The organism is Nonomuraea sp. NPDC049625 (assembly GCF_040675285.1).
GTDB lineage: Bacteria > Actinomycetota > Actinomycetes > Streptosporangiales > Streptosporangiaceae > Nonomuraea > Nonomuraea angiospora_A.
The window spans coordinates 305,441-323,196 of sequence record NZ_JBFAOQ010000005.1 but is presented as its reverse complement, the minus strand read 5'-3'; the positions used below and the strand labels follow the sequence as shown (position 1 = coordinate 323,196).

Sequence of the window (17,756 nt, the reverse complement as noted above, 5' to 3'; positions counted from 1 at the left end):
CTAGCGTGCGGCTGAGGTGGTTGTGCATTCCGTACCTCTCCGTAGCGGAGGTATCACAATCGGCCTAATACGTTTTAGTACGTTATGATCAGCAAGCGACCGCAGACTAATACGTTTTAGGTGCTGCGGTCACCCGGGGGGCTCATCAAGTTTGCATAACGACGGTTGTCCGCCATGGAGGATCGATGCCGCCGAACGACCAGGTTCCGCCTCAGGACTCAGACGGTTCGTCCGAGCCTCCCGCGTCCCTGGCGGGCACTGCGCCGGCCCGGCTGAGGAGCACCGACATCGCGCGGCTGGCGGGGGTCTCGGTGTCGGCGGTGTCGCTGGCGTTCAACGCCCGCCCCGGCATCAGCGACGCCACGCGCAAGCGCATCCTCGAGGTCGCAGAGGAGCTCAACTGGCGCCCGCACCGCGCCGCCCGCGCCCTCAAGGGGGCCAACAACGACGTGGCCGGCATCGTCATCGCCCGTCCGGCCCGCACGCTCGGCGTCGAGCCGTTCTTCGCCCATTTCCTGTCCGGCCTGCAGTCCCGCCTGTCCAACGAGGGGATCGCCACCCAGCTCCTCATCGTCGAGGACACCGAGGCGGAGGTTGCCGTCTACCGCCGCTGGGCCGCCGAGAACCGGGTCGACGGGCTCGTGCTGCTGGACCTCACAGTCGACGACGTCCGGCCCCGGCTCGTCGCCGACCTGCGCGCCCCCGCCGTCATCCTGGGCGGCCACGGGGCCCCGCTACCGCTGACCAGCGTCTGGGTCGACGACCACGCGGCGATGACCCGCATCCTCGAATATCTCGCCGCGCTCGGGCACCGGTCCATCGGCCACGTCAGCGGCGTACCGTCCTACCAGCACACGCGCCGCCGCCTGCGGGCCATCGGCGACGCCCGCGAGAGCCTCGGCATCGACATCGCCAGCGTGGCCACCGACTACTCCGACACCCAGGGCGCCTCGGCCACCCGCCGCCTCCTGGAGGCGAGCCCGCGGTGCACGGCGATCATCTACGACAGCGACGTCATGGCCGCCGCGGGGCTCGGGGTGGCCACCGAGATGGCAGTGCCGGTGCCCGGCGAGGTGTCCATCGTGTCCTTCGACGACTCCATCCTCACCCATCTGCCGCATCCTCCGATCACCGCCCTGACCCGCGACACGTACGCGCTGGGCACGCTGACGGCGACCGAGTTGCTCCACACGATGGCCGAGCGCCCGGAGCCCCGCGCGGTCCAGGCCCCGACGCCGGAGCTCGTCGTCCGCGGCAGCACCGCCCCACCGCCCGGCGCGTGATCGCCGCGTGGCTCAGCCGGCGAGCCATCGGCCGAACCAGGCACGGGTGCGCCGGAGCAGGTCGAGCTGATGGTCGCGGTCCTGGATGGAGCGTCCTTCCCCGGGATGGACGACGAACTGGTGCTCGACGCCGAACCGCCGCAGGGCCCGGTGGAAGTACACGACGAGCATGCCCCAGTCGCTGATGCCGGCGCCCATCACCGCGGCCTTGAACCGGCCCGGTCTGCCCCACGGCCCGGGACGAGCCAGGCCTCGGTCATGGAGTCGTGGTGGCCGTTCAGCCGGCTCCGCCATGCGGCGGCGTCGCGAGGATCATCATGCGTCCCATCCTCCCGGTGAAAGTGTTCATCGATTGAGCACTTATCAGCGGTGCCGGCCGAGGGTCTCGCGTACGAGGTCGCGCAGCCACACGTGCGCGGGGTCCACGTCGTAGCGGGGATGCCACGCCTGCGACAGCGTCATCTCCGGCAACGCGAACGGGATCGGGAACGTCGCCAACCCCAGAGCCTCCACCAGCGGCCGGGTCAGCCGTTCCGGCGTCATCCCCACCAGGTCGGACTGCCGCACCACCAGCAGTGACGCCTCGAACGTCGGCACCGAGCCCGCGATCCGGCGCATCAGCCCCATGCCGGCCAGGATCTCGTCCACCGGGCCCTCGTCGCGGCCCCGCCGGGTGGCGATCACGTGCTCGGCCGCCGCCAGCCGCTCCGCCGTGACCGGCCCGTCGAGCAGCGGGTGCCCGGGACGGACGACGCCCACCGCCCGGTCTGCCATGATCGGTTCGACCCGCGTCTCCGGCGCCGGGTCCGAGATCACGGTCACCTCCAGGTCCGCGCTCCCGTCACGCAGCGCCCGCGCGTCGCCGTACCCCTCGGGGATGAAGTGGAAGCGCACGCCGGGAGCCGACGCGGCGGCCTCCGTCAGCAGCGCCACGCTCATGGCCGTGATCACCGCGTCCGAGGCCAGGATCGTGAAGCGCCGTACCAGCGTGGCCGGGTCCAGCCGGCCCGGCGGCGTGAACACCTTCCTGGCCGCCTCGACCAGCGCCCGCACCTCGTCGCGGACGGCCAGCGCCCGCGGCGTGGGCACCATGTGCCGTCCCGAGCGCACCAGCACGGGATCGCCCATCGCCTTGCGGATGCGGCCGAGCGTGCGGCTCATGGCCGGCTCCGACAGGTGCAGCCGCTGCGCGGCGGCCGAGACGCTGCCCTCCTCCAGCAGGACGTCCAGCGCGATCAGCAGGTCCAGACTGGGTTGCGTCTGACGCATATATCACCTGAAAAAGATGCATTTGAGGTCAAGTCAGGACCGAGTTTACGGTGAATTCCGCGGGAGGCCTCCGCTCGACTCATCACCCATCTCCACAACCCGGGGGTTTCGCATGCCCGCACCGACGTTAGAAACCGGTCATCCCGCCCGGACGCGGATCATGGGCCTGATGGCCTCCTCCGTGGTCCTCGCGGTCGCCCTGGTCGCCGCCGTCAACCTCGCCATCCCCACGCTCGCCGCGAGCGAGCTGCGCCCGTCACCGTCCCAGATCCTCTGGATCGTGGACGCGTACGTCATCGTCTTCGCCTGCCTGCTCATCCCCGCCGGAGCGGCCGGCGACCGGTTCGGCCGAAAGGGGGTGCTGCTGGCGGGCCTGGGCGTGTTCGCGGCGGGCTGCCTGCTGGCGGCGCTCGCACCGGACGTCGGCACGCTGATCGCCGCCAGGGCGCTCAGCGGCGCGGGCGCGGCCCTGGTGATGCCCGCCTCCCTGGCCCTGACGGTCGGCGTCTACCCGGCCGCCGAACGCGGGCACGCCGTGGCCGCGTGGACCGCCGCCACCGGCGCGGCCGGGGTGGTCGGCAACGTGGGCGGCGGCGCGGTCATGGAGTACCTGCCGTGGCGGGCCCTGTTCGGCGTGCCGGTACTGCTGGCCGGGGTGCTGGCGGTGCTGGTCGCCGTGCTGGTGCCGCGCGCGCCCCGCGAGGCGTCGACCCCGCTGGATCTGCCGGGGACGGTGCTGCTCACGGCCGCGTCCGTGGCGCTGCTGGCGGGGGTCATCGAGGGGCCCGAGGCCGGGTGGGGGAGCGGGCTCGTGCTGTCGGCGTTCGGCGTGGCGGCCGTGCTGTTCTGCGTCTTCGTCGGGCACCAGCTCCGCGCGCCGCGGCCGCTGCTCGACCCCCGGCTGTTCGCGCTGCCGCGGCTGCGGGCGGGGACGTTGGGCGTGGCGGTGACGTTCTTCGGGCTGTTCGCGATGTTCTTCGTCAACGCCCGCTTCCTGCAGGAGGTCAAGGGCTTCTCGCCGCTGGTCACCGGCGTGGCCATCGTGCCGCTCGTCATCCCCATGATCGTCCTGTCGCGGCTGTCGGGCCGCCTGCCCGCTCGGCCCGCCGTACCGGCCGGGCTGGCGGGGATCGTGGCGGGGCTGGTGCTGCTGTCCTTCGCGGACGCGGCCATGCCGTACCCGGTGTACGCGGTCGGCCTGGTCGTCATGGGGGCGGCCATGGGGGTGTGCCTGCCGGTGCTCTCGCACGAGATCATGGCGGCGCTGCCGCGCGAGCGGGCCGGGCTCGGCTCCGGGCTCAACAGCGCCACCCGCGAGCTCGGCAGCGCGGTCGGGGTCGCCGTCATGGGCACGGTGATGGCCACGTACGGGATGAGTGCTGGCTACCGCGTCGTGGCGGCCGTGGTCCTGGCCGGCGGCCTGCTCGTCACCTGGTGGCGCGGCCAGGACTGAGACCCGGCCCGCCGCGGGGTCGCCGCGGCGGGCCGTCCGGCTCAGTAGCGTTCGCTCAGGTTGAGGTTGATCTCGGTCAGTACGGTCGTCGCCTTGGTGTACGTGAGCAGGTGCGCGAGGTCGTCCGGCAGCAGGAGCGTGGCCTGCGCGTGGCGGGCGGCCTGGGCCACCGACTTCAGCTCCAGCGCGGCGGCGACCAGCGAGGAGATCTTCGTCGCCGCGTTGATCCGCCGGTCGGCGAGGTTGAGGTAGGTCGTCAGCAGCTGGGCCCGCAGGAGGTCCGGCTGCCTGATCGAGAGGCCGAAGACCGCGTTCACCTCGGCCCGGGTGAGCGCGCCGTCCGGGGCCGAGCCGTCGGCCCCGTCGAAGCGGGAGTCGGTCGCCTGGATCCGGGCCAGCAGCTCGGCGCTCTGCCGGTCGGAGTGCAGCTGCCAGGACAGCTGCGGCCACGGGTTACGGGTGGGCGGCACCTCGGTGACGGTGGTCGAGGCCGTCGCGGTCACCGGTTCGTAGACGCACCCGTTCCCGTTCCGGTACGAGACCGAGGCGGCGTCGGGCAGCTCATCCCCGGCGGCGAACAGCAGGCTGGGCCGGGCCGTGAACCGCACACCGGAGGTCGCACCGCCGTCGATCGAGCCGAGCGACCAGGTGAGCGTGGTCGTGCCGTCCGGGTTGGCGGTCACCGACGAGGGCTTGGGCCCGGTGCCCTGGTCGAGGGCCCGGCTGTAGGCGACCTCGGCCGGGAGGGTGTCGGTGAGGGTCACATCGGTGGCGGTGCCGCTGCCCGCATTGGTGACCTTCAGGTCGATCGTCATGGCCTCGCCCGCGTTGACCGTCCGTGGCGCGGTCTTGGCCAGGGTCAGCTTCGGGGCGTGCGCGGTGGTCTCGGCCTTGGCGGTGTTGTTCGCCGTGTTCGCCTCGGCTCCGCCGCCGGTGTCCTTGGCGGTCGCCGTGGCCGTGTTGGTCAGGACGGTCCCGTTGGCGGTGTCGCAGGGGATCGCGTAGGTGAACGTCTCGGTCCTGGACGCTCCCGGGCCGAGGTAGGGCACCTGGCGTGTCTGGGCCGCGCCGCCGGGCGGGGTGTCGGTCAGCCCGATCGCCGTCGCCGCGCCGGTGCCGACGTTGTCGAGTTTCACCTGGTACGTGAGGGTGTCACCGGGTTCGGCGTCGCGCTTGTCGACGCTCTTGGTCGTGGCGATGTCGGGGTCGTACTGGTTGAAGAAGGAGACCTCCTGCCGCAGCACGGTGGCGAAGTCGAGCTCGCTCTCCGGGCTTCCGCCGGTCCCCTTGCAGGTCGGCGCACTCACCGGGTAGCTGCTGCAGGCTCGCCCCTTGCTGTCGGGCGAGTTGCCGGCCCGGAACCTGACGGCCGCCCAGTCGTTGTGATCGGTGAGGGTGGTCCTGTCACCGCTGCCGTTGATGTCCACGCTCACCCGGGTCGAGTCGATGATCGGGACGCCGGTGCCCGTGGTGGTGTTGTCGTTCCAGTTGAGCGGCCCGTTGCCGATCCCCGCTCGCCAGGGCCTGACCGAGCTGTCGGGGTGGGCGAGGTTGTCGGTCATCCAGAACGTGTAGTCGGTGCCGTCGCCTATCCCGTTGCTCTCCAGGAGCGAGCTCTCGACCAGGTCGGGAAGCTTCCCGGTCGAATACCCGATGCGGGTCGCCCCGGTCTTCCAGATCCCGATGTCGTTGACGAGCAGGGGCGGCGGGCTGTTGGGGATGCCCGACTGGAAGAAGTAGTTCATGACGCTGGGGTAGTTGGGCTTGAAGTTGTCGTCGGTGTCGTCGCCCTGGGGCAGGGCACCGCCGTGGGCCAGGCCGAGCGCGTGCCCGAGTTCGTGCATGAGGGTGCCGGCCTGGTCCTGAACGGTGCCGACCTCGGCGTCGGCCTTGCCCGTTCCGGTGTCGAGCACCTGCACGTCGGTGCGATGCGCGCTGGTGGTGTCGCAGGTGCCGTCGCCGCCCACCCGGATCGCTGTGCCGACCATCTTGTCGTCGCCCGCCGGCTTCGTCTGCAGGACGCCGTCGCCGCCGTAGTCGACGCCGAAGTCCGCCACGCATGTGGTCCGCCACGAGCCGAGGGTGACGAGAAAGTCCTTGTTGTTGTCCCTTTGGAACTCGCAGCACTCGCCTGAGGTCCCCGGAAGGGTCTTGTCCCCGTCCTCGCGGCTGACGATGAGGTCGTGCCCGAAGATCGCATAGTGCGCGTACAGGGACAGCTCATGGGGGAGGTGGTCGTTGCGAGCGGAGACGAACTCGGTGTCGTTGACCAGTCCGATGGCCGGTTGTTCGTTGAGTCGCGCGCCCGGGATGTAGACGAAGTCGACGCCGTCGGGGCGTGCGCCGTACGGGCACGGATTCGCCGCTCGGACCGGAGCGTTCTTGAAGGCGTTCCTGACCAGGGTGATCGCGTCGCCCTTGGGCTGGTGGGAGTGCCTGCCGTCGGCCATGTAGTCGACCTGCAGGATGATCGTCTTACGGCACGGGTCGGCGCCCAGCGCCGGCAGGTCGGCGAGAACCGTGCCGTTGCGGTCGCGGATCCCCGAGAGTTCGACGATGTCCGGGATGCCGTCCTGGTCGGTGTCGGGAAGATCGGTGCTGACCGTGATGCCGAGCCTGGTCCTCCTGCCGTCGTTGTCCTTGGGGAAGCCGTGGTCGCCGTTGCCCTCGACGCAGCTCTGGCCCTTGAAGTCGCCGGTGGAATCGATGCACGGCGTGCCGAAGACGATGCCGTCCCCCGACAGGGACCTGGAGCGGAAGTCGTAGACGAGGTTCAGCTCGATGTCCTGGGGCTGAGGGCTGATGTCCATCCTGTCGTCATTGGTGTTGAGGGCGCTGTCCCAGTCCCACAAGCTGACGGTGATGTCCACGGTCGGCTTGTCACCGGGCAGGTCCGACTTGGTGAAGACCCAGCCGTCGGGCGCCTCGGGCAGGCCCTTGGGCGAGAACTCGTCGTCCTCGATCCGCGGGCCCACCTCGATGGGCCCGTCGGCGATCTGCACTTTCGGGTAGTAGTCCCCGTCTTTCAGGCCTCCGCCGTCCGGGTTCTCGATCTGGAAGAGATAGTCGATGGAGAAGGTCAGCGAGACGTTCGGGGCCGGCGCCGCCGCGGCGGGCGTGGTCAGGGCCGGGATCGACGCGGCGAGCAGCGCGCCGATCGCTCCGAAAGCGAGCCGCCGGCGCCACGTTCTCGCTCCATGTTTGAAGCTCACGGTCGTTTCCTCCAGGAGAGTTCGCCTTGCGGAGGATCGTCCGGCTTCTGGTCCCGGCCGCGCATGAGTAACCCCTACTCATGTCGGGCCGCCGCGCCCTACATCTGCGGGATCTCGATGCGTGCCGGATCCGTGCCCGACGGCGGTGCCGGCGCCCGGCACGGCCGCCCCGTTGGATTGGTTGGTCGAGGAGGAGTTGCGTAAAGAGGCGCTTCTCGATCGTGGAGCCGCCGGGCTGTCCTGAGATCAGCGACCGACAGGTGCGGCATCGCCGGGCTCATCGTCGGGGATCGATGTGGATCTTCGGGCCCGGTCCGGCGTCGGCCGGGCGGTGGCCGGCCAGGATGTCGGCGGTCTCGGCCAGGCCGACCGTGGCGGCCACGAGCGGGCGGGCGTCGACCGAGCCGTCGGCGTAGGCGGCGATGGTCCCCGCCAGCCCGGCCGAGCCGCCCAGGATGCCGACGGCGGTGACGTCCTTGAGGAGCAGCGCGCGGGTGTCGAGGGTGCTCGGGGTGCCGGCCAGGCCGATGTAGACCACGCGCCCGGCCGGTTCGACGAGGTCGACCGCGAGTGCGGGCAGCTCGGGCGCGTTGGAGGCGTCGATGACGGCGTCCCACCGCAGCTCCGGCAGCGACGGCCGGGTCCACGCGCCCGTGAAGCCCAGGGACTGTGCCAGGCGCAGCCCGTCGAGGTCGCGGCCCAGCAGGTGGACCTCGATCCCCTGGGAACGCGCGAACAGCGCCGCCAGCAGGCCGATCGTGCCCGTGCCCAGGATCAGCAGCCGCTCGCCGGGCCGCAGGCCCGCGCCGTGGACGGCGCGCAACGCGTTGCCACCGGGCTCGACCAGCGCGCCCAGCGTGAGGTCCATGCTGTCCGGCAGCGCGTGCAGCGCCGTCGCCGGTACGGCGAGCCGCTCGGCCAGCGCTCCGGAGCGGCCGAGGCTGATGCCGATCTCCGACAGCTCGGCGCAGACGTGGTGGCGGCCGGCGCGGCAGCGCTCGCAGTGCCCGCAGCCGAGCATGGTGTCACCGGTGACGCGGCGGCCCAGCCAGCCGGCGTCCACGCCTTCGCCCACGTCGGTCACGCGACCGCACCACTCGTGGCCGGGGCGTAGCGGGTACCACGACCGCCCGGTGTGCAGGTAGCTCATCTCGCCGGTGAACAGCTCCATGTCGGTGCCGCACACCCCGGCCCGCTCGACGTCCACGACCACCTGCCCGGGCGCGGCGACCGGCGGCTCGACCTCCTGGACCTCGGCCTTGCCCGGGCCGGTCAGCACCAGCGCGCGCACTACCGGGCCTCCACGACCTGCGGGCGCCGGTCGCTGACGTCGGCGTGGTGGACGGGGTTCCCGGGGCGGGGCGCAGATACCAACATGTTCCGAACGCTAGACCACTGTTCCGAAAAGTGGAAGTTCTGCTCAATGAGAGCTTCCTGCGGGAAGTGAGTATCGGCTAATCTCGCAAGCAACTTCCATAAAATAAATCTTCGTTCCAACTATTGGAATGAAAGGACCTCATGACCTCCTCCCGCACCGCCCTCATCACCGGAGGCGTCAGCGGCCTGGGCAAGGCCGCCGCCCTCCGGCTGGAGAAGGAAGGCGTCTCGATCATCACCGCCGACATCGCCGACGGCGCCGACCTCGCCCTCGACGTCACCGACGCCGCCGCCGTGCAGGCCGCGGCCGACGAGGTGGGGCCGGTCGACATCCTGGTCAACTCCGCCGGGATCGTCGGCCCCAACGCGCCCCTGTGGGAGATCCCGCTGGACGGCTGGCGGCGCACTTTCGAGGTGAACGTGCACGGCACCTTCAACGCCTGCCGCGCCTTCGTCCCGGGCATGCGCGAGCGCGGGTGGGGACGCATCATCAACATCGCCAGCATGTCCGGCAAGGACGGCAACCCGAACATGGCGCCGTACTCCGCCTCCAAGGCCGCCGTCATCGCGCTGACCAAGTCGCTCGGCAAGGAGCTGGCCACCAGCGGCGTGCTGGCCAACGTCATCGCGCCGGCCGTCATCGCCACCCCGATGAACGCCACCACCGGCCCCGAGGCCCTGGCCCACATCACCAGCCTCATCCCGATGGGCCGCGTCGGCCGGCCCGAGGAGGTCGCCGAACTGATCGCCTGGCTGGCCTCTGACAAGGTCAGCTTCTCCACCGGCGCCGTCTACGACATCAGCGGCGGCCGCGCCACCTACTGACGCCCAGGCCGGTCTCCTGCGAGACCTGGACGATCAATGAGTCCGACGCATATTTGTCACGCCAGGCGATCGTGATCCACGATTGATCCGTGGAGCTGCAACAGATGCGCTATGTGGTCGCGGTGGCGGAGACGGCGAACTTCACCCGTGCCGCCGAGCGCTGCCGGGTCGTCCAGTCCGCGCTGAGCCACCAGATCGCCCGGCTGGAACGGGAGCTGGGCGCCCGGCTCTTCGACCGCACCAGCCGCCGGGTCACGCTGACCCCCGCCGGCGAGGCGTTCCTGCCCGCCGCCCGGCAGGCCCTCGACGCCGCCGAACGGGCGCGGGCCGAGGTGGCGGCGGCCTCCGGGGAGCTCCGCGGCCGGCTCGCCATCGGCGCCATCCCCACCGTCACGGCGGTCGACCTGCCGAGCGCGCTGAAGACCTTTCACGTGCGCCATCCGCAGGTACGGATCACGCTGCGCGTGGGGGCGAGCGACGAGCTGGCCGAGCAGGTCCGTCAGGGCGCCCTGGACATCGCCTTCCTCGGGCTGCCGCCGAGCGTGCGGCCGAAAGGCGTCCGGGGGCTCGCCCTGGCGCGGGGCGAACTGGTCGCGGTGGTGGCGCCCGGCCACCCATTGGCCGACCCGCCGGCCGAGGCTGCCGGCGTGGATCTGCGCCGGCTGTCGGAGGAGGTGTTCGTCGACTTCCCCGCCGGCACGGCCGCGCGCGCCCAGTCGGACGAGGCGTTCGCCGCCGCCGGCGTCAGCCGCGAGGTCGCCTTCGAGATCACGAACGCCGACCTCATGGCCCGGCTGGTCCGGCTTGGCCTGGGCGTCGCCATGATGCCCGCCGCCTTCGCGCCCGAACTCCCCGGCGTGCACGTCGTCGAGCTCCGCGATCCGCCCACCCGGGTGGAGCACCTGATCTGGAGCAGGGGACGCCCGTCACCGGCCGCCGCCGCGTTCCTGGACGTCCTGGACATCCGGGCCATCGTGGATGACGCCGCTCCGGATCACCCGAGCACGCCGCTCTCCGAATAGCGGACCACAGGCGCGAATCGTTGTACGACGCACGTCGATGTCGCCTGGACCAAGTCGCCCGCTCCCACCTAACGGGCGTCGGTTGCCGAGGCTCGGCCCTCAGTCCCGTTCCTGCGCGAGCGAGGCGGCGATCTCGCGGACGGTGCTCATGTCGTCGAACGGCACCTGGCGCTCGCCGATGATCTGGTACGGCTCAGCGCCTTTCCCGGCGATGAGCACGATGTCGCCTGGCTCAGCCGTCTCCAGCGCCCGCGTGATGGCGTGGCGCCGGTCGGTGATCCGTTCTGCGACGGCGGGTGTGGTCTTCAGGCCGTTCATGATCGCGTCGATGATCACGTCCGGGTCCTCGGTGCGGGGGTTGTCGCTGGTGACCACCACGACATCGGAGTGGGTGCCGGCGATCTTGCCCATGGGGGCGCGTTTGCCGGGGTCACGATCGCCGCCGCAGCCGAAGACCGTGACCACCCGGCGGTCGGCGAATTCCCGGATCGTGGTGAGGGCCTGCTGCAGCGAGTCGGAGGAGTGGGCATAGTCCACCACCACCGACACCCCGGCCGGGGTCTGGTAGGTCTGGAACCGGCCCGGGATCGCGGGCAGTTCCCGCAGCGTGTCGATGAGGGTGTCCAGGTCGTGGCCCAGCAGGTGGCCGCCGGCGAGCGTGGCCAGCGTGTTGGAGACGGCGAACCGGCCCGGGACGGGCACACGAGCCGGTTGCCGGTGACCGGCGTGGTGCAGGATGAATGAGGTGCCGGTCGCGTCGACGCGCAGGTCGGTCGCGCGGAACTCGGCGGCGGTGTCCAGACCGTACGTTGTGACCGCGCCCGGCATCAGCGCGATGATGTCGGCGCTGACCGGGTCGTCGGCGTTGGCCACCGCTCGTCGGCACATGCCGCCGAACAGCACCAGCTTGGCCTGCTTGTACGCCTCCATGGTGCCGTGATCATCCAGGTGCTCGGGGGTCAGATTGGTGAATATGCCGACGTCGATGTCGGTGTGGTCGACCCGGCGCAGCTTCAGCGCCATCGAGGACGCTTCCATGACAACCGTGTCCGCTCCTCGATCACGCATTGCGCGCAGGATGTGTTGGAGCTCCGCCGCCTCTGGAGTGGTGGGCGTGGTCGTTTCGATCCCGATCGGTTCGTCGCCGACGCGGCATCCGTCAGTGCCGATCACGCCGACTGCCGCTCGGGTGCCCGTCCGCAACGCGGTCTCCAGCATGTAGGACACCGACGTCTTGCCGTTGGTGCCGGTGACTGCCACCACCCGCAGCTCCGCCGACGGGTTGCCGAAGTAGCGGGCGGCCACCAGCGGCGCAGTCACGCGGGTGTCCGCCACCTGCACCACGCACACGTGCGACGGCATGGGCGCGGCCGGCGGGCGCTCGACCAGGAGCGCGACAGCTCCGCGTGCCACGGCGTCGGCGATGAAGCGGTGCCCGTCCGTACGGTTGCCGGGCATGGCGATGTAGAGGCTGCCCATGGCGAGGCGTTGCGAATGGCAGGCGATGCCGGCGTGGACGTCGGCCCGGTCCGGGTCGCCGTGAAGGATCAGGTAGTCGCATCCCGCCAGTAGGTCACGCAGATTCATGTTGCCGCCTCTCCTGTTGAGGCGAGCTTGCCGTGACGGCAGGGGGAATCGCGGGAGATACGCCGTAGAAGCGACGTCGCCGGCCGAGGCAGGGCTTCATCGGTCACTCATGGGCCGGCCGGCTGTCGCGCCACTCGCGTGTGATTGAGGTCGCGGTCGGCCCCACTCCCTCCTTGCCAGATCGGAGCCACGGGACGCGCCAACCCATCGTGGACGTCCCGCCAAGGTCGTAACGTTTTCGACAGTCAGGGCGTTGGGGCGAGCCGAACCACCCGATTGCGCACGACGTCACCGGCGTCGCCCTGGAGCAGCCCGTTGCTCATTGACGGTCGGCAATTCGACATGATCTGCACCCATGCCGGCGGTCCGTCCTCATAGCTGAAGATGAGGCGAAACCGGCTCCTGTCACCGGTGTCGATCTCATGGCAGGTGTTCCCGCCCGGCTCGGTGTTCACCGCGTTGAGCTTCCCGGCCAGGTCGCGGGCCTGCTCCCTGCCGTGCTCCACCCGGGCAGGCAGTCGCTCGTTCCGATCAACCCTGCATACAACGACCTTGATAGGCCCATCGGGCACCATCTGTTCGCCTTGTCCTCGCCGCCCGACCGACGTCTGGCAGGGATCGTTCGGCTGCTCGAGGCGCCAGACTCCCGCACGATAGGCGCGGGTGATACTCCGCCCGACGTATGAACGGCTGGCGGCCGTGCCGTTGGTGGTCGTCACGCAGGAGTTGACCTCCTCGGCGCTGCCCACCCACAGGGCCTGGCCGTCGGAATAGCCGAACCGGATGAGGTAGTTCGTCATCGCCCCGCCGACCATCGTGCAAAAGCGCTCAACGTCGTCGGTACCCACCGGAAGGAAGGCCAGGTCGTGGGCCATCGACGTGGCCTGATCGGTCAACGTCCGTGACCCGGCCAGCCGTTCACCGCCCACGCGCGCGTTGATTCCCGGATACGCGCAGATCAGCGCAGTGACTGGCTTCCCGGGCACCAACGATTCGGCGGCACCTTCAACATCGGCGGCAGCCGGCACCCAGCCACCGGCATCGCTTCCACCCCATCGCTCAGGGCAGGAACTCGGCACCGGTGGTGCCCCGCCCACCACGCCTGGGACCGAGGCGATCACCGCGCACATCACGGCAGCGGCAACAGCGATGCCGACCCAATGGACGGGCTTCACAACGCTTGAGACGTGGCTCGCGGACCATCGGTTCACTTGCGGCCCGTCAGGCGGCTCCTCTCTTCATGCGGAAGGCAGCCACCGGCTGGGTCGGTCTTCCCTGCGGGTCGGACGCCGTGGCAGGCGCATACCGGTAGCGACATGCGCCTCCTGGACACCGGCGAACTCGCCGGTCACAGCCACCCGCGAGACTCGGCCACGTGGACGGCCTCGGCGCGGTTGCGGGCTCCGGTCTTGCCGATGGCCGAGGACAGGTAGTTGCGCACGGTGCCGTCGGTGAGGAACAGCCGGCGGGCGATGTCGGCCACGGTGGAGCCGTCGGAGGCGGCGCGCAGGACTTCGGCCTCCCGCTGGGTCAGCGGGCTCGGGCCGACGGTCAGGGCCGTGACGGCCAGTTTGGGGTCGATCACGCGTTCACCTGCCAGCACCCGCCGCACTGCCGCCGTCAGCTCCGTGACCGGAGCGTCCTTGACCACGAATCCGGCCACGCCGGCGTCCAGTGCCCTGTTCAGGTAGCCGGGCCTGCCGAAGGTGGTCACGATGATCACCTTTCGGTCCCGCAGGCGTGCGGCGACCTCCAGACCCGACATGCCCGGCATCTCGATGTCGAGCAGGATGACGTCAGGGTCGTGCTCGTCCACCGCGGCGACGACCTCGTCGCCGCGCCCGACCTCGGCGACCACCTCGATATCGTCCTCCAGCGCGAGCAGCGCGGCCAGGCCTCCCCGGACCAGATCCTGGTCATCCGCGATCAGCACCCGGATCATGAGGCGTCAGCCAGCGGGACTCGGGCGTAGAGACGGTAGCCGCCGCTCGCCGGCCTGCCGACCTCCAACAGTCCGCCGGCCTCCGCGACCCGCTCGGCCAGCCCGGTGAGCCCGCTGCCCGCGCGCCGCCCGCAGGGCTCCGCCCGGTCCGCGCCCGGGCCGGTGACCACTGTGTCGATCGCCTGCTCGCCGGTTGCGATGCCTGCGCGGACGCCGCCGACCGGTGGTCCGTCGTCGTAGACCTCGACGCTGGCCGTTCCCGCGTCCACCCGCAGGCCGATCCAGCAATGCCGGGCCCGGCTGTGGCGCAGCACGTTGGTCGCGGCCTCCCGTACGGCCCACGCGAGCAGGGTTTCGGTAGCGGCGGGAATGGGCCCGTCGGCGGGGGAGACCTTGAGCTCGATCCCGGCCAGCCGCAGCTCGCGCGCCGCCTTGTCCAGTTCCTCCGACAGCGCCGGCGCGCGATAGCCGGCGACCGCGAGCCGCACCTCGTCCAGTGCCTGGCGGGCGACCTGTTCCATGTCGGTCATCTCGCGTGCCGCTCGATCAGGATCGGTACGGGTCAGCCGGGCGGCGAGCTGGCTCCTGATGATGATCGAGGTCAGCGTGTGCCCCAGGATGTCGTGCAGGTCCCTGGCGAAGCGCAGCCGCTCGTTCTCCACCGCCAGTTGCGCCACCTGGGCGTGGGCCGCATCCAGTCGTGCGAGCAGCACCCCCATCCGCTTGATGCTGTCCACCGCGGCCGCCTGCGCCGCGACGGCGACCGGCACCCACCAGATCCCTCCGAACGAAACCCCCTGCACCATCAGCGCGACCACCTCCACGCCCGCGGTCACCGCCGTCGCGACGGCGAACGCGACTCCCTCCAGCGAGGTGGCCAGCGCGCTGACGACGAACACGAACGAGACGTACGCCCAGGGCGGTCCGAGCACCGGTAGCAGGGCCAGCGTCGCGACGATCAGCCCGGCCACGGCAGGCAGCAGCGACCTCCTGCCGCTGAACATCCGCCACATGACGGTCACCCAGCAGGCCGCGAACACCGCCACCGCCCCGAACGCCCACACCACCCGCCCGGCCCTCGGCTCCGACTCCAGCAGCGACCAGAGCGGCCAGCCCAGCACCAGCAGCCACGCCAGGGCCCCGGCCCGGACCGCCCGGCGGCCCCGGTCGAATTCCCTCGGCGCCATGCCCACCATCACAGAGCCCGACGGTAACGCCAGACGGCCAGCGCGGCGAACAGCAGGGTCCAGGCGGCCAGCACGCCGACCGCTGTCCCGGTGGGCCACTCGCCCTCCAGCGCCCGCCAGCCGAGCGAACCCGCCTGATAGGCCGGGCTGTATTCGGCCAGCACCCGCATGCCCTCAGGCATCAGCTGTATGGGCAGCCACAGCCCGCCCAGGACGGACAGGCCGAAGTAGACCGCCATCATGGCCAGGTTCGCGGCCTGTCCCTTGAGCGTGTAGCCGAAGGCGATGCCCAGGGCGGCGAAGGGCATGACACCCAGCCAGATCAACACCACCAGGGCCGGCCAGGTCCACAACGGCAGCCGTACCCCGGCGAACAGCGCGCCCGCGGCCAGCACGACGACGATGCTCGGCAGCACTCCGGTCGCCCCGCTGACCAGCTTGGCCACCACATAGCCGTGCGCCGGCAGCGGCGTGACCGCGAGCTGCCGCGCCCAGCCCTTGCCTCGCTCCAGCGCGATGGCCCCGCCGATGAACAGCGCGCCGCCCATCGAACCGTACGTGGCCATCGACACCATGGTGGCGGCGGCGAAGTCACCCTGCTGCTCCTGCGGCACCACGTTCAGCACCTTGGTCCACAGCAGGTAGAGAGCCACCGGGAAGCCGGTCAGCAGCACCAGCCCGGCGGGGTTCCGGAAACCGCGCCGCAGTTCCAGGCTCAGGTACGACCTCATCGCTCCTGCCCTCCCGTCAGGCTCACGAAGGCGCTCTCCAGATCAGTGCTCGCCGTGCGTACGTCCCTGACGTCGTCGAACTCGTCGGACGTCGCGAGCAGGGCGCGCAAGGTGGCGTCGGAGTCGCCTGTACGCAGGGCGACCGTGCGTCCCTCGACGCGCACCTGGCGAACGCCGGGCAGCCCTTCGAACCGACTCACCTCGGCGCCGGCGGTACTGAAGCGGATCTCCGTACCGCCGACCAGGGATTTGATGGCTTCGACCGGCCCGTCCGCCACGATCTTGCCGTCTGCCAGCAGCACGATCCGGTCGGCGTAGTCGTTGGCCTCGGTGAGGTAATGGGTGGCGAACACCACCGTGCGGCCCTCCGCTGTCCGGGCGCGTACCTCCTGCCAGAGAGCGCGGCGGCTCTCCACGTCCAGGCCCACGGTGGGTTCGTCGAGGACGAGCAACTTCGGATCCCCGGCCAGCGCCAGAGCGAACCGTACCCGTTGCCGCTGTCCACCGGACAGCCGTCCGACCCGCCGGCCGGCGAGCTCCTGTACGCCCGCAGCGTGCATCACCCGCTCGACCGGCATCGGGTGCGGGTACATCCCGGCCACCGCGGCCACCAGCTCCGCCACCCGCACGTCGTCCAGCAGCCCGGCATCCTGTAGCAACGCCCCGACGTCGCCTCGCTGGAGCGCCTCGGTGGGCGGGCGGCCGAACACTCTGGCCGACCCCTCGTCAGGGGAGAGGAGACCCAGCGCGATGGACAGCATGGTCGTTTTGCCCGCCCCGTTGGGTCCCAGCACCGCGACCGTCTGCCCTTGTTCCACGTCCAGATCCACACCGTCGAGCGCGACGGTGGTGCCGTAACGCCTGCTCACAGCCTTGAGTTCGAGCGCGATTCCCATGCGTTCAGCATGAGCGGGGGAGGGGAAGCGGCTGTAGTGCCGTGCGTCAGCCGACCGCATGTGACGTATGTCAGGTGTCCTGTCTTCCGTCCTGAAGGCCGTCAGGGGGCGGCCGGCGGTTCGGCCTGATAGGCGCGGTGCAGCAACCGTACGAAGGGCTCGGCCTCCGGCAGGGGCGCGGAGCCGATCCGGTGGACGGGCACGCCCGGCGTCCACGAGTTCATGACCACGGCCCCGGCCAGGGCGGGCAGGTCGGCGAGGGTGATCTCCTGGGCGCGCTGGGGCACGCCGAGGCGATCGAGTCGCCGGCGGACGACGGCCATCGTGGTCCCGGTCAGCATCTCGGCCACGGGCCACACCACGGCGGTGCCGTCCCAGAAGGCCAGGTTCCAGATCGAGCCCTCGCTGAGCCGGCCGCGGCGGTCGACGAAGGCGGCGTCGTCGAAGCCCTGGCCGGCGGCCTGGCGGAGGACGTACGTCTTGGCCACCTCGCCGACGTGCTTGACGGCGGGCAGGAAGCGTTCGTGCTCGACCGCCGCCAGCGCCAGCGGGCCCGCCGGACCGGAGGCGGCCGGCCCCGTACGGACCAGCACCTCGGGCTCCCCCTCGGCCACGGTGAACTCGCCCGCCGGTGAATGCACCGTGGCCGTCAGCGAGACGTCGGCCGGGCCGGCCCGCAGCACCGCCCGCAGGTAGGAGCGCACCCGATCGTCGGGCACCGCCCGGCCGAACAACTCCACCGAGGCGTGCCGCAGCCGTTCCAGGTGAAGGTCGAGGCCGCGGACCCGGCCTCCGCGCACCTGCATGGCGGTGAAATGCGCGTAGCCCGCGAAGGCGAGCGGCGCCAACTCCTCGGCGGTCGCAGGACGGCCGTTGCGCTGAGCGACAAACATTGAAATATCCCCCTTTAGGTGGTGATCAGGGGAATCGAGCCTGCCGCAGCCCGGGCGGATCGCCCAGAGCCCTGCTCCG

At 70.9% G+C, this 17,756-nt stretch carries 15 protein-coding genes; 4 read left to right on the top strand and 11 right to left on the bottom strand.

Features of this window, described 5'->3' with window-relative positions; all coding sequences use genetic code 11:
* Positions 1-185: 185 nt before the first annotated feature.
* Positions 186-1,283: a LacI family DNA-binding transcriptional regulator gene (locus AB0J87_RS24035; protein WP_363968439.1), complete on the top strand. Its 1,098-nt coding sequence runs from the start codon at positions 186-188 to the stop codon at positions 1,281-1,283.
* A gap of 12 nt (positions 1,284-1,295) precedes the next feature.
* Here AB0J87_RS24035 and AB0J87_RS24030 read toward each other — a convergent pair whose 3' ends face one another.
* The gene (locus tag AB0J87_RS24030) at positions 1,296-1,481 is read right to left on the bottom strand and encodes a hypothetical protein (protein ID WP_363968437.1); all 186 of its coding nucleotides are present in this window, start codon (positions 1,479-1,481) and stop codon (positions 1,296-1,298) included.
* Between the two features lie 165 nt (positions 1,482-1,646).
* The gene (locus tag AB0J87_RS24025) at positions 1,647-2,552 is read right to left on the bottom strand and encodes a LysR family transcriptional regulator (RefSeq protein WP_363968435.1); all 906 of its coding nucleotides are present in this window, start codon (positions 2,550-2,552) and stop codon (positions 1,647-1,649) included.
* A gap of 169 nt (positions 2,553-2,721) precedes the next feature.
* On the opposite strand from AB0J87_RS24025, the gene AB0J87_RS24020 reads away from it, so the two are divergent.
* Positions 2,722-4,005: an MFS transporter gene (locus AB0J87_RS24020; RefSeq protein ID WP_363968433.1), complete on the top strand. Its 1,284-nt coding sequence runs from the start codon at positions 2,722-2,724 to the stop codon at positions 4,003-4,005.
* 41 nt (positions 4,006-4,046) lie between these two features.
* On the opposite strand, the gene AB0J87_RS24015 is transcribed toward AB0J87_RS24020, so the two are convergent.
* A complete protein-coding gene (locus AB0J87_RS24015; RefSeq protein WP_363968431.1) occupies positions 4,047-7,217 on the bottom strand; it encodes a CARDB domain-containing protein in 3,171 nt (1,056 codons plus the stop codon).
* A gap of 277 nt (positions 7,218-7,494) precedes the next feature.
* A complete protein-coding gene (locus tag AB0J87_RS24010) occupies positions 7,495-8,508 on the bottom strand; it encodes an alcohol dehydrogenase catalytic domain-containing protein (RefSeq protein WP_363968429.1) in 1,014 nt (337 codons plus the stop codon).
* A 227-nt stretch (positions 8,509-8,735) separates the two neighbouring features.
* On the opposite strand from AB0J87_RS24010, the gene AB0J87_RS24005 reads away from it, so the two are divergent.
* Together AB0J87_RS24005 and AB0J87_RS24000 are read left to right on the top strand one after the other, a co-directional pair.
* On the top strand, positions 8,736-9,419 hold the full coding sequence (locus tag AB0J87_RS24005; RefSeq protein WP_363968427.1) for an SDR family NAD(P)-dependent oxidoreductase: 684 nt from the start codon (positions 8,736-8,738) through the stop codon (positions 9,417-9,419).
* Positions 9,420-9,508: 89 nt separating this feature from the next.
* Positions 9,509-10,441, top strand: coding sequence for a LysR family transcriptional regulator (locus AB0J87_RS24000; RefSeq protein ID WP_363968425.1), 933 nt, complete (start codon positions 9,509-9,511; stop codon positions 10,439-10,441).
* A 99-nt stretch (positions 10,442-10,540) separates the two neighbouring features.
* Here AB0J87_RS24000 and AB0J87_RS23995 read toward each other — a convergent pair whose 3' ends face one another.
* From AB0J87_RS23995 to AB0J87_RS23965, 7 genes are all read right to left on the bottom strand, one after another.
* Positions 10,541-12,028: a UDP-N-acetylmuramoyl-L-alanyl-D-glutamate--2,6-diaminopimelate ligase gene (locus tag AB0J87_RS23995; protein ID WP_363968423.1), complete on the bottom strand. Its 1,488-nt coding sequence runs from the start codon at positions 12,026-12,028 to the stop codon at positions 10,541-10,543.
* 245 nt (positions 12,029-12,273) lie between these two features.
* Positions 12,274-13,056: a hypothetical protein gene (locus AB0J87_RS23990; protein ID WP_363968421.1), complete on the bottom strand. Its 783-nt coding sequence runs from the start codon at positions 13,054-13,056 to the stop codon at positions 12,274-12,276.
* Between the two features lie 320 nt (positions 13,057-13,376).
* Positions 13,377-13,970, bottom strand: coding sequence for a response regulator transcription factor (locus tag AB0J87_RS23985; protein WP_363968419.1), 594 nt, complete (start codon positions 13,968-13,970; stop codon positions 13,377-13,379).
* Positions 13,967-15,157: a sensor histidine kinase gene (locus AB0J87_RS23980; protein WP_363968417.1), complete on the bottom strand. Its 1,191-nt coding sequence runs from the start codon at positions 15,155-15,157 to the stop codon at positions 13,967-13,969. Before AB0J87_RS23980 ends, AB0J87_RS23985 begins: the two co-directional genes overlap by 4 nt.
* A gap of 8 nt (positions 15,158-15,165) precedes the next feature.
* Positions 15,166-15,888: an ABC transporter permease gene (locus tag AB0J87_RS23975; protein WP_363968415.1), complete on the bottom strand. Its 723-nt coding sequence runs from the start codon at positions 15,886-15,888 to the stop codon at positions 15,166-15,168.
* A complete protein-coding gene (locus AB0J87_RS23970) occupies positions 15,885-16,784 on the bottom strand; it encodes an ABC transporter ATP-binding protein (protein ID WP_363968413.1) in 900 nt (299 codons plus the stop codon). Before AB0J87_RS23970 ends, AB0J87_RS23975 begins: the two co-directional genes overlap by 4 nt.
* A 101-nt stretch (positions 16,785-16,885) precedes the next feature.
* Complete coding sequence (locus AB0J87_RS23965; protein ID WP_363968412.1) at positions 16,886-17,677, bottom strand: aminotransferase class IV family protein; 792 nt, start codon at positions 17,675-17,677, stop codon at positions 16,886-16,888.
* Positions 17,678-17,756 lie beyond the last annotated feature (79 nt).

Excerpts from the sequence above, each read along its gene's own strand:
- AB0J87_RS24035 (WP_363968439.1), top strand. The coding sequence starts at position 186 with ATGCCGCCGAACGACCAGGTTCCGCCTCAGGACTCAGACGGTTCGTCC.
- AB0J87_RS24030 (WP_363968437.1), bottom strand. The coding sequence starts at position 1,481 with ATGGGCGCCGGCATCAGCGACTGGGGCATGCTCGTCGTGTACTTCCAC.
- AB0J87_RS24025 (WP_363968435.1), bottom strand. The coding sequence starts at position 2,552 with ATGCGTCAGACGCAACCCAGTCTGGACCTGCTGATCGCGCTGGACGTC.
- AB0J87_RS24020 (WP_363968433.1), top strand. The coding sequence starts at position 2,722 with ATGGCCTCCTCCGTGGTCCTCGCGGTCGCCCTGGTCGCCGCCGTCAAC.
- AB0J87_RS24005 (WP_363968427.1), top strand. The coding sequence starts at position 8,736 with ATGACCTCCTCCCGCACCGCCCTCATCACCGGAGGCGTCAGCGGCCTG.
- AB0J87_RS23995 (WP_363968423.1), bottom strand. The coding sequence starts at position 12,028 with ATGAATCTGCGTGACCTACTGGCGGGATGCGACTACCTGATCCTTCAC.
- AB0J87_RS23985 (WP_363968419.1), bottom strand. The coding sequence starts at position 13,970 with ATGATCCGGGTGCTGATCGCGGATGACCAGGATCTGGTCCGGGGAGGC.
- AB0J87_RS23980 (WP_363968417.1), bottom strand. The coding sequence starts at position 15,157 with ATGGCGCCGAGGGAATTCGACCGGGGCCGCCGGGCGGTCCGGGCCGGG.
- AB0J87_RS23975 (WP_363968415.1), bottom strand. The coding sequence starts at position 15,888 with ATGAGGTCGTACCTGAGCCTGGAACTGCGGCGCGGTTTCCGGAACCCC.
- AB0J87_RS23970 (WP_363968413.1), bottom strand. The coding sequence starts at position 16,784 with ATGGGAATCGCGCTCGAACTCAAGGCTGTGAGCAGGCGTTACGGCACC.
- AB0J87_RS23965 (WP_363968412.1), bottom strand. The coding sequence starts at position 17,677 with ATGTTTGTCGCTCAGCGCAACGGCCGTCCTGCGACCGCCGAGGAGTTG.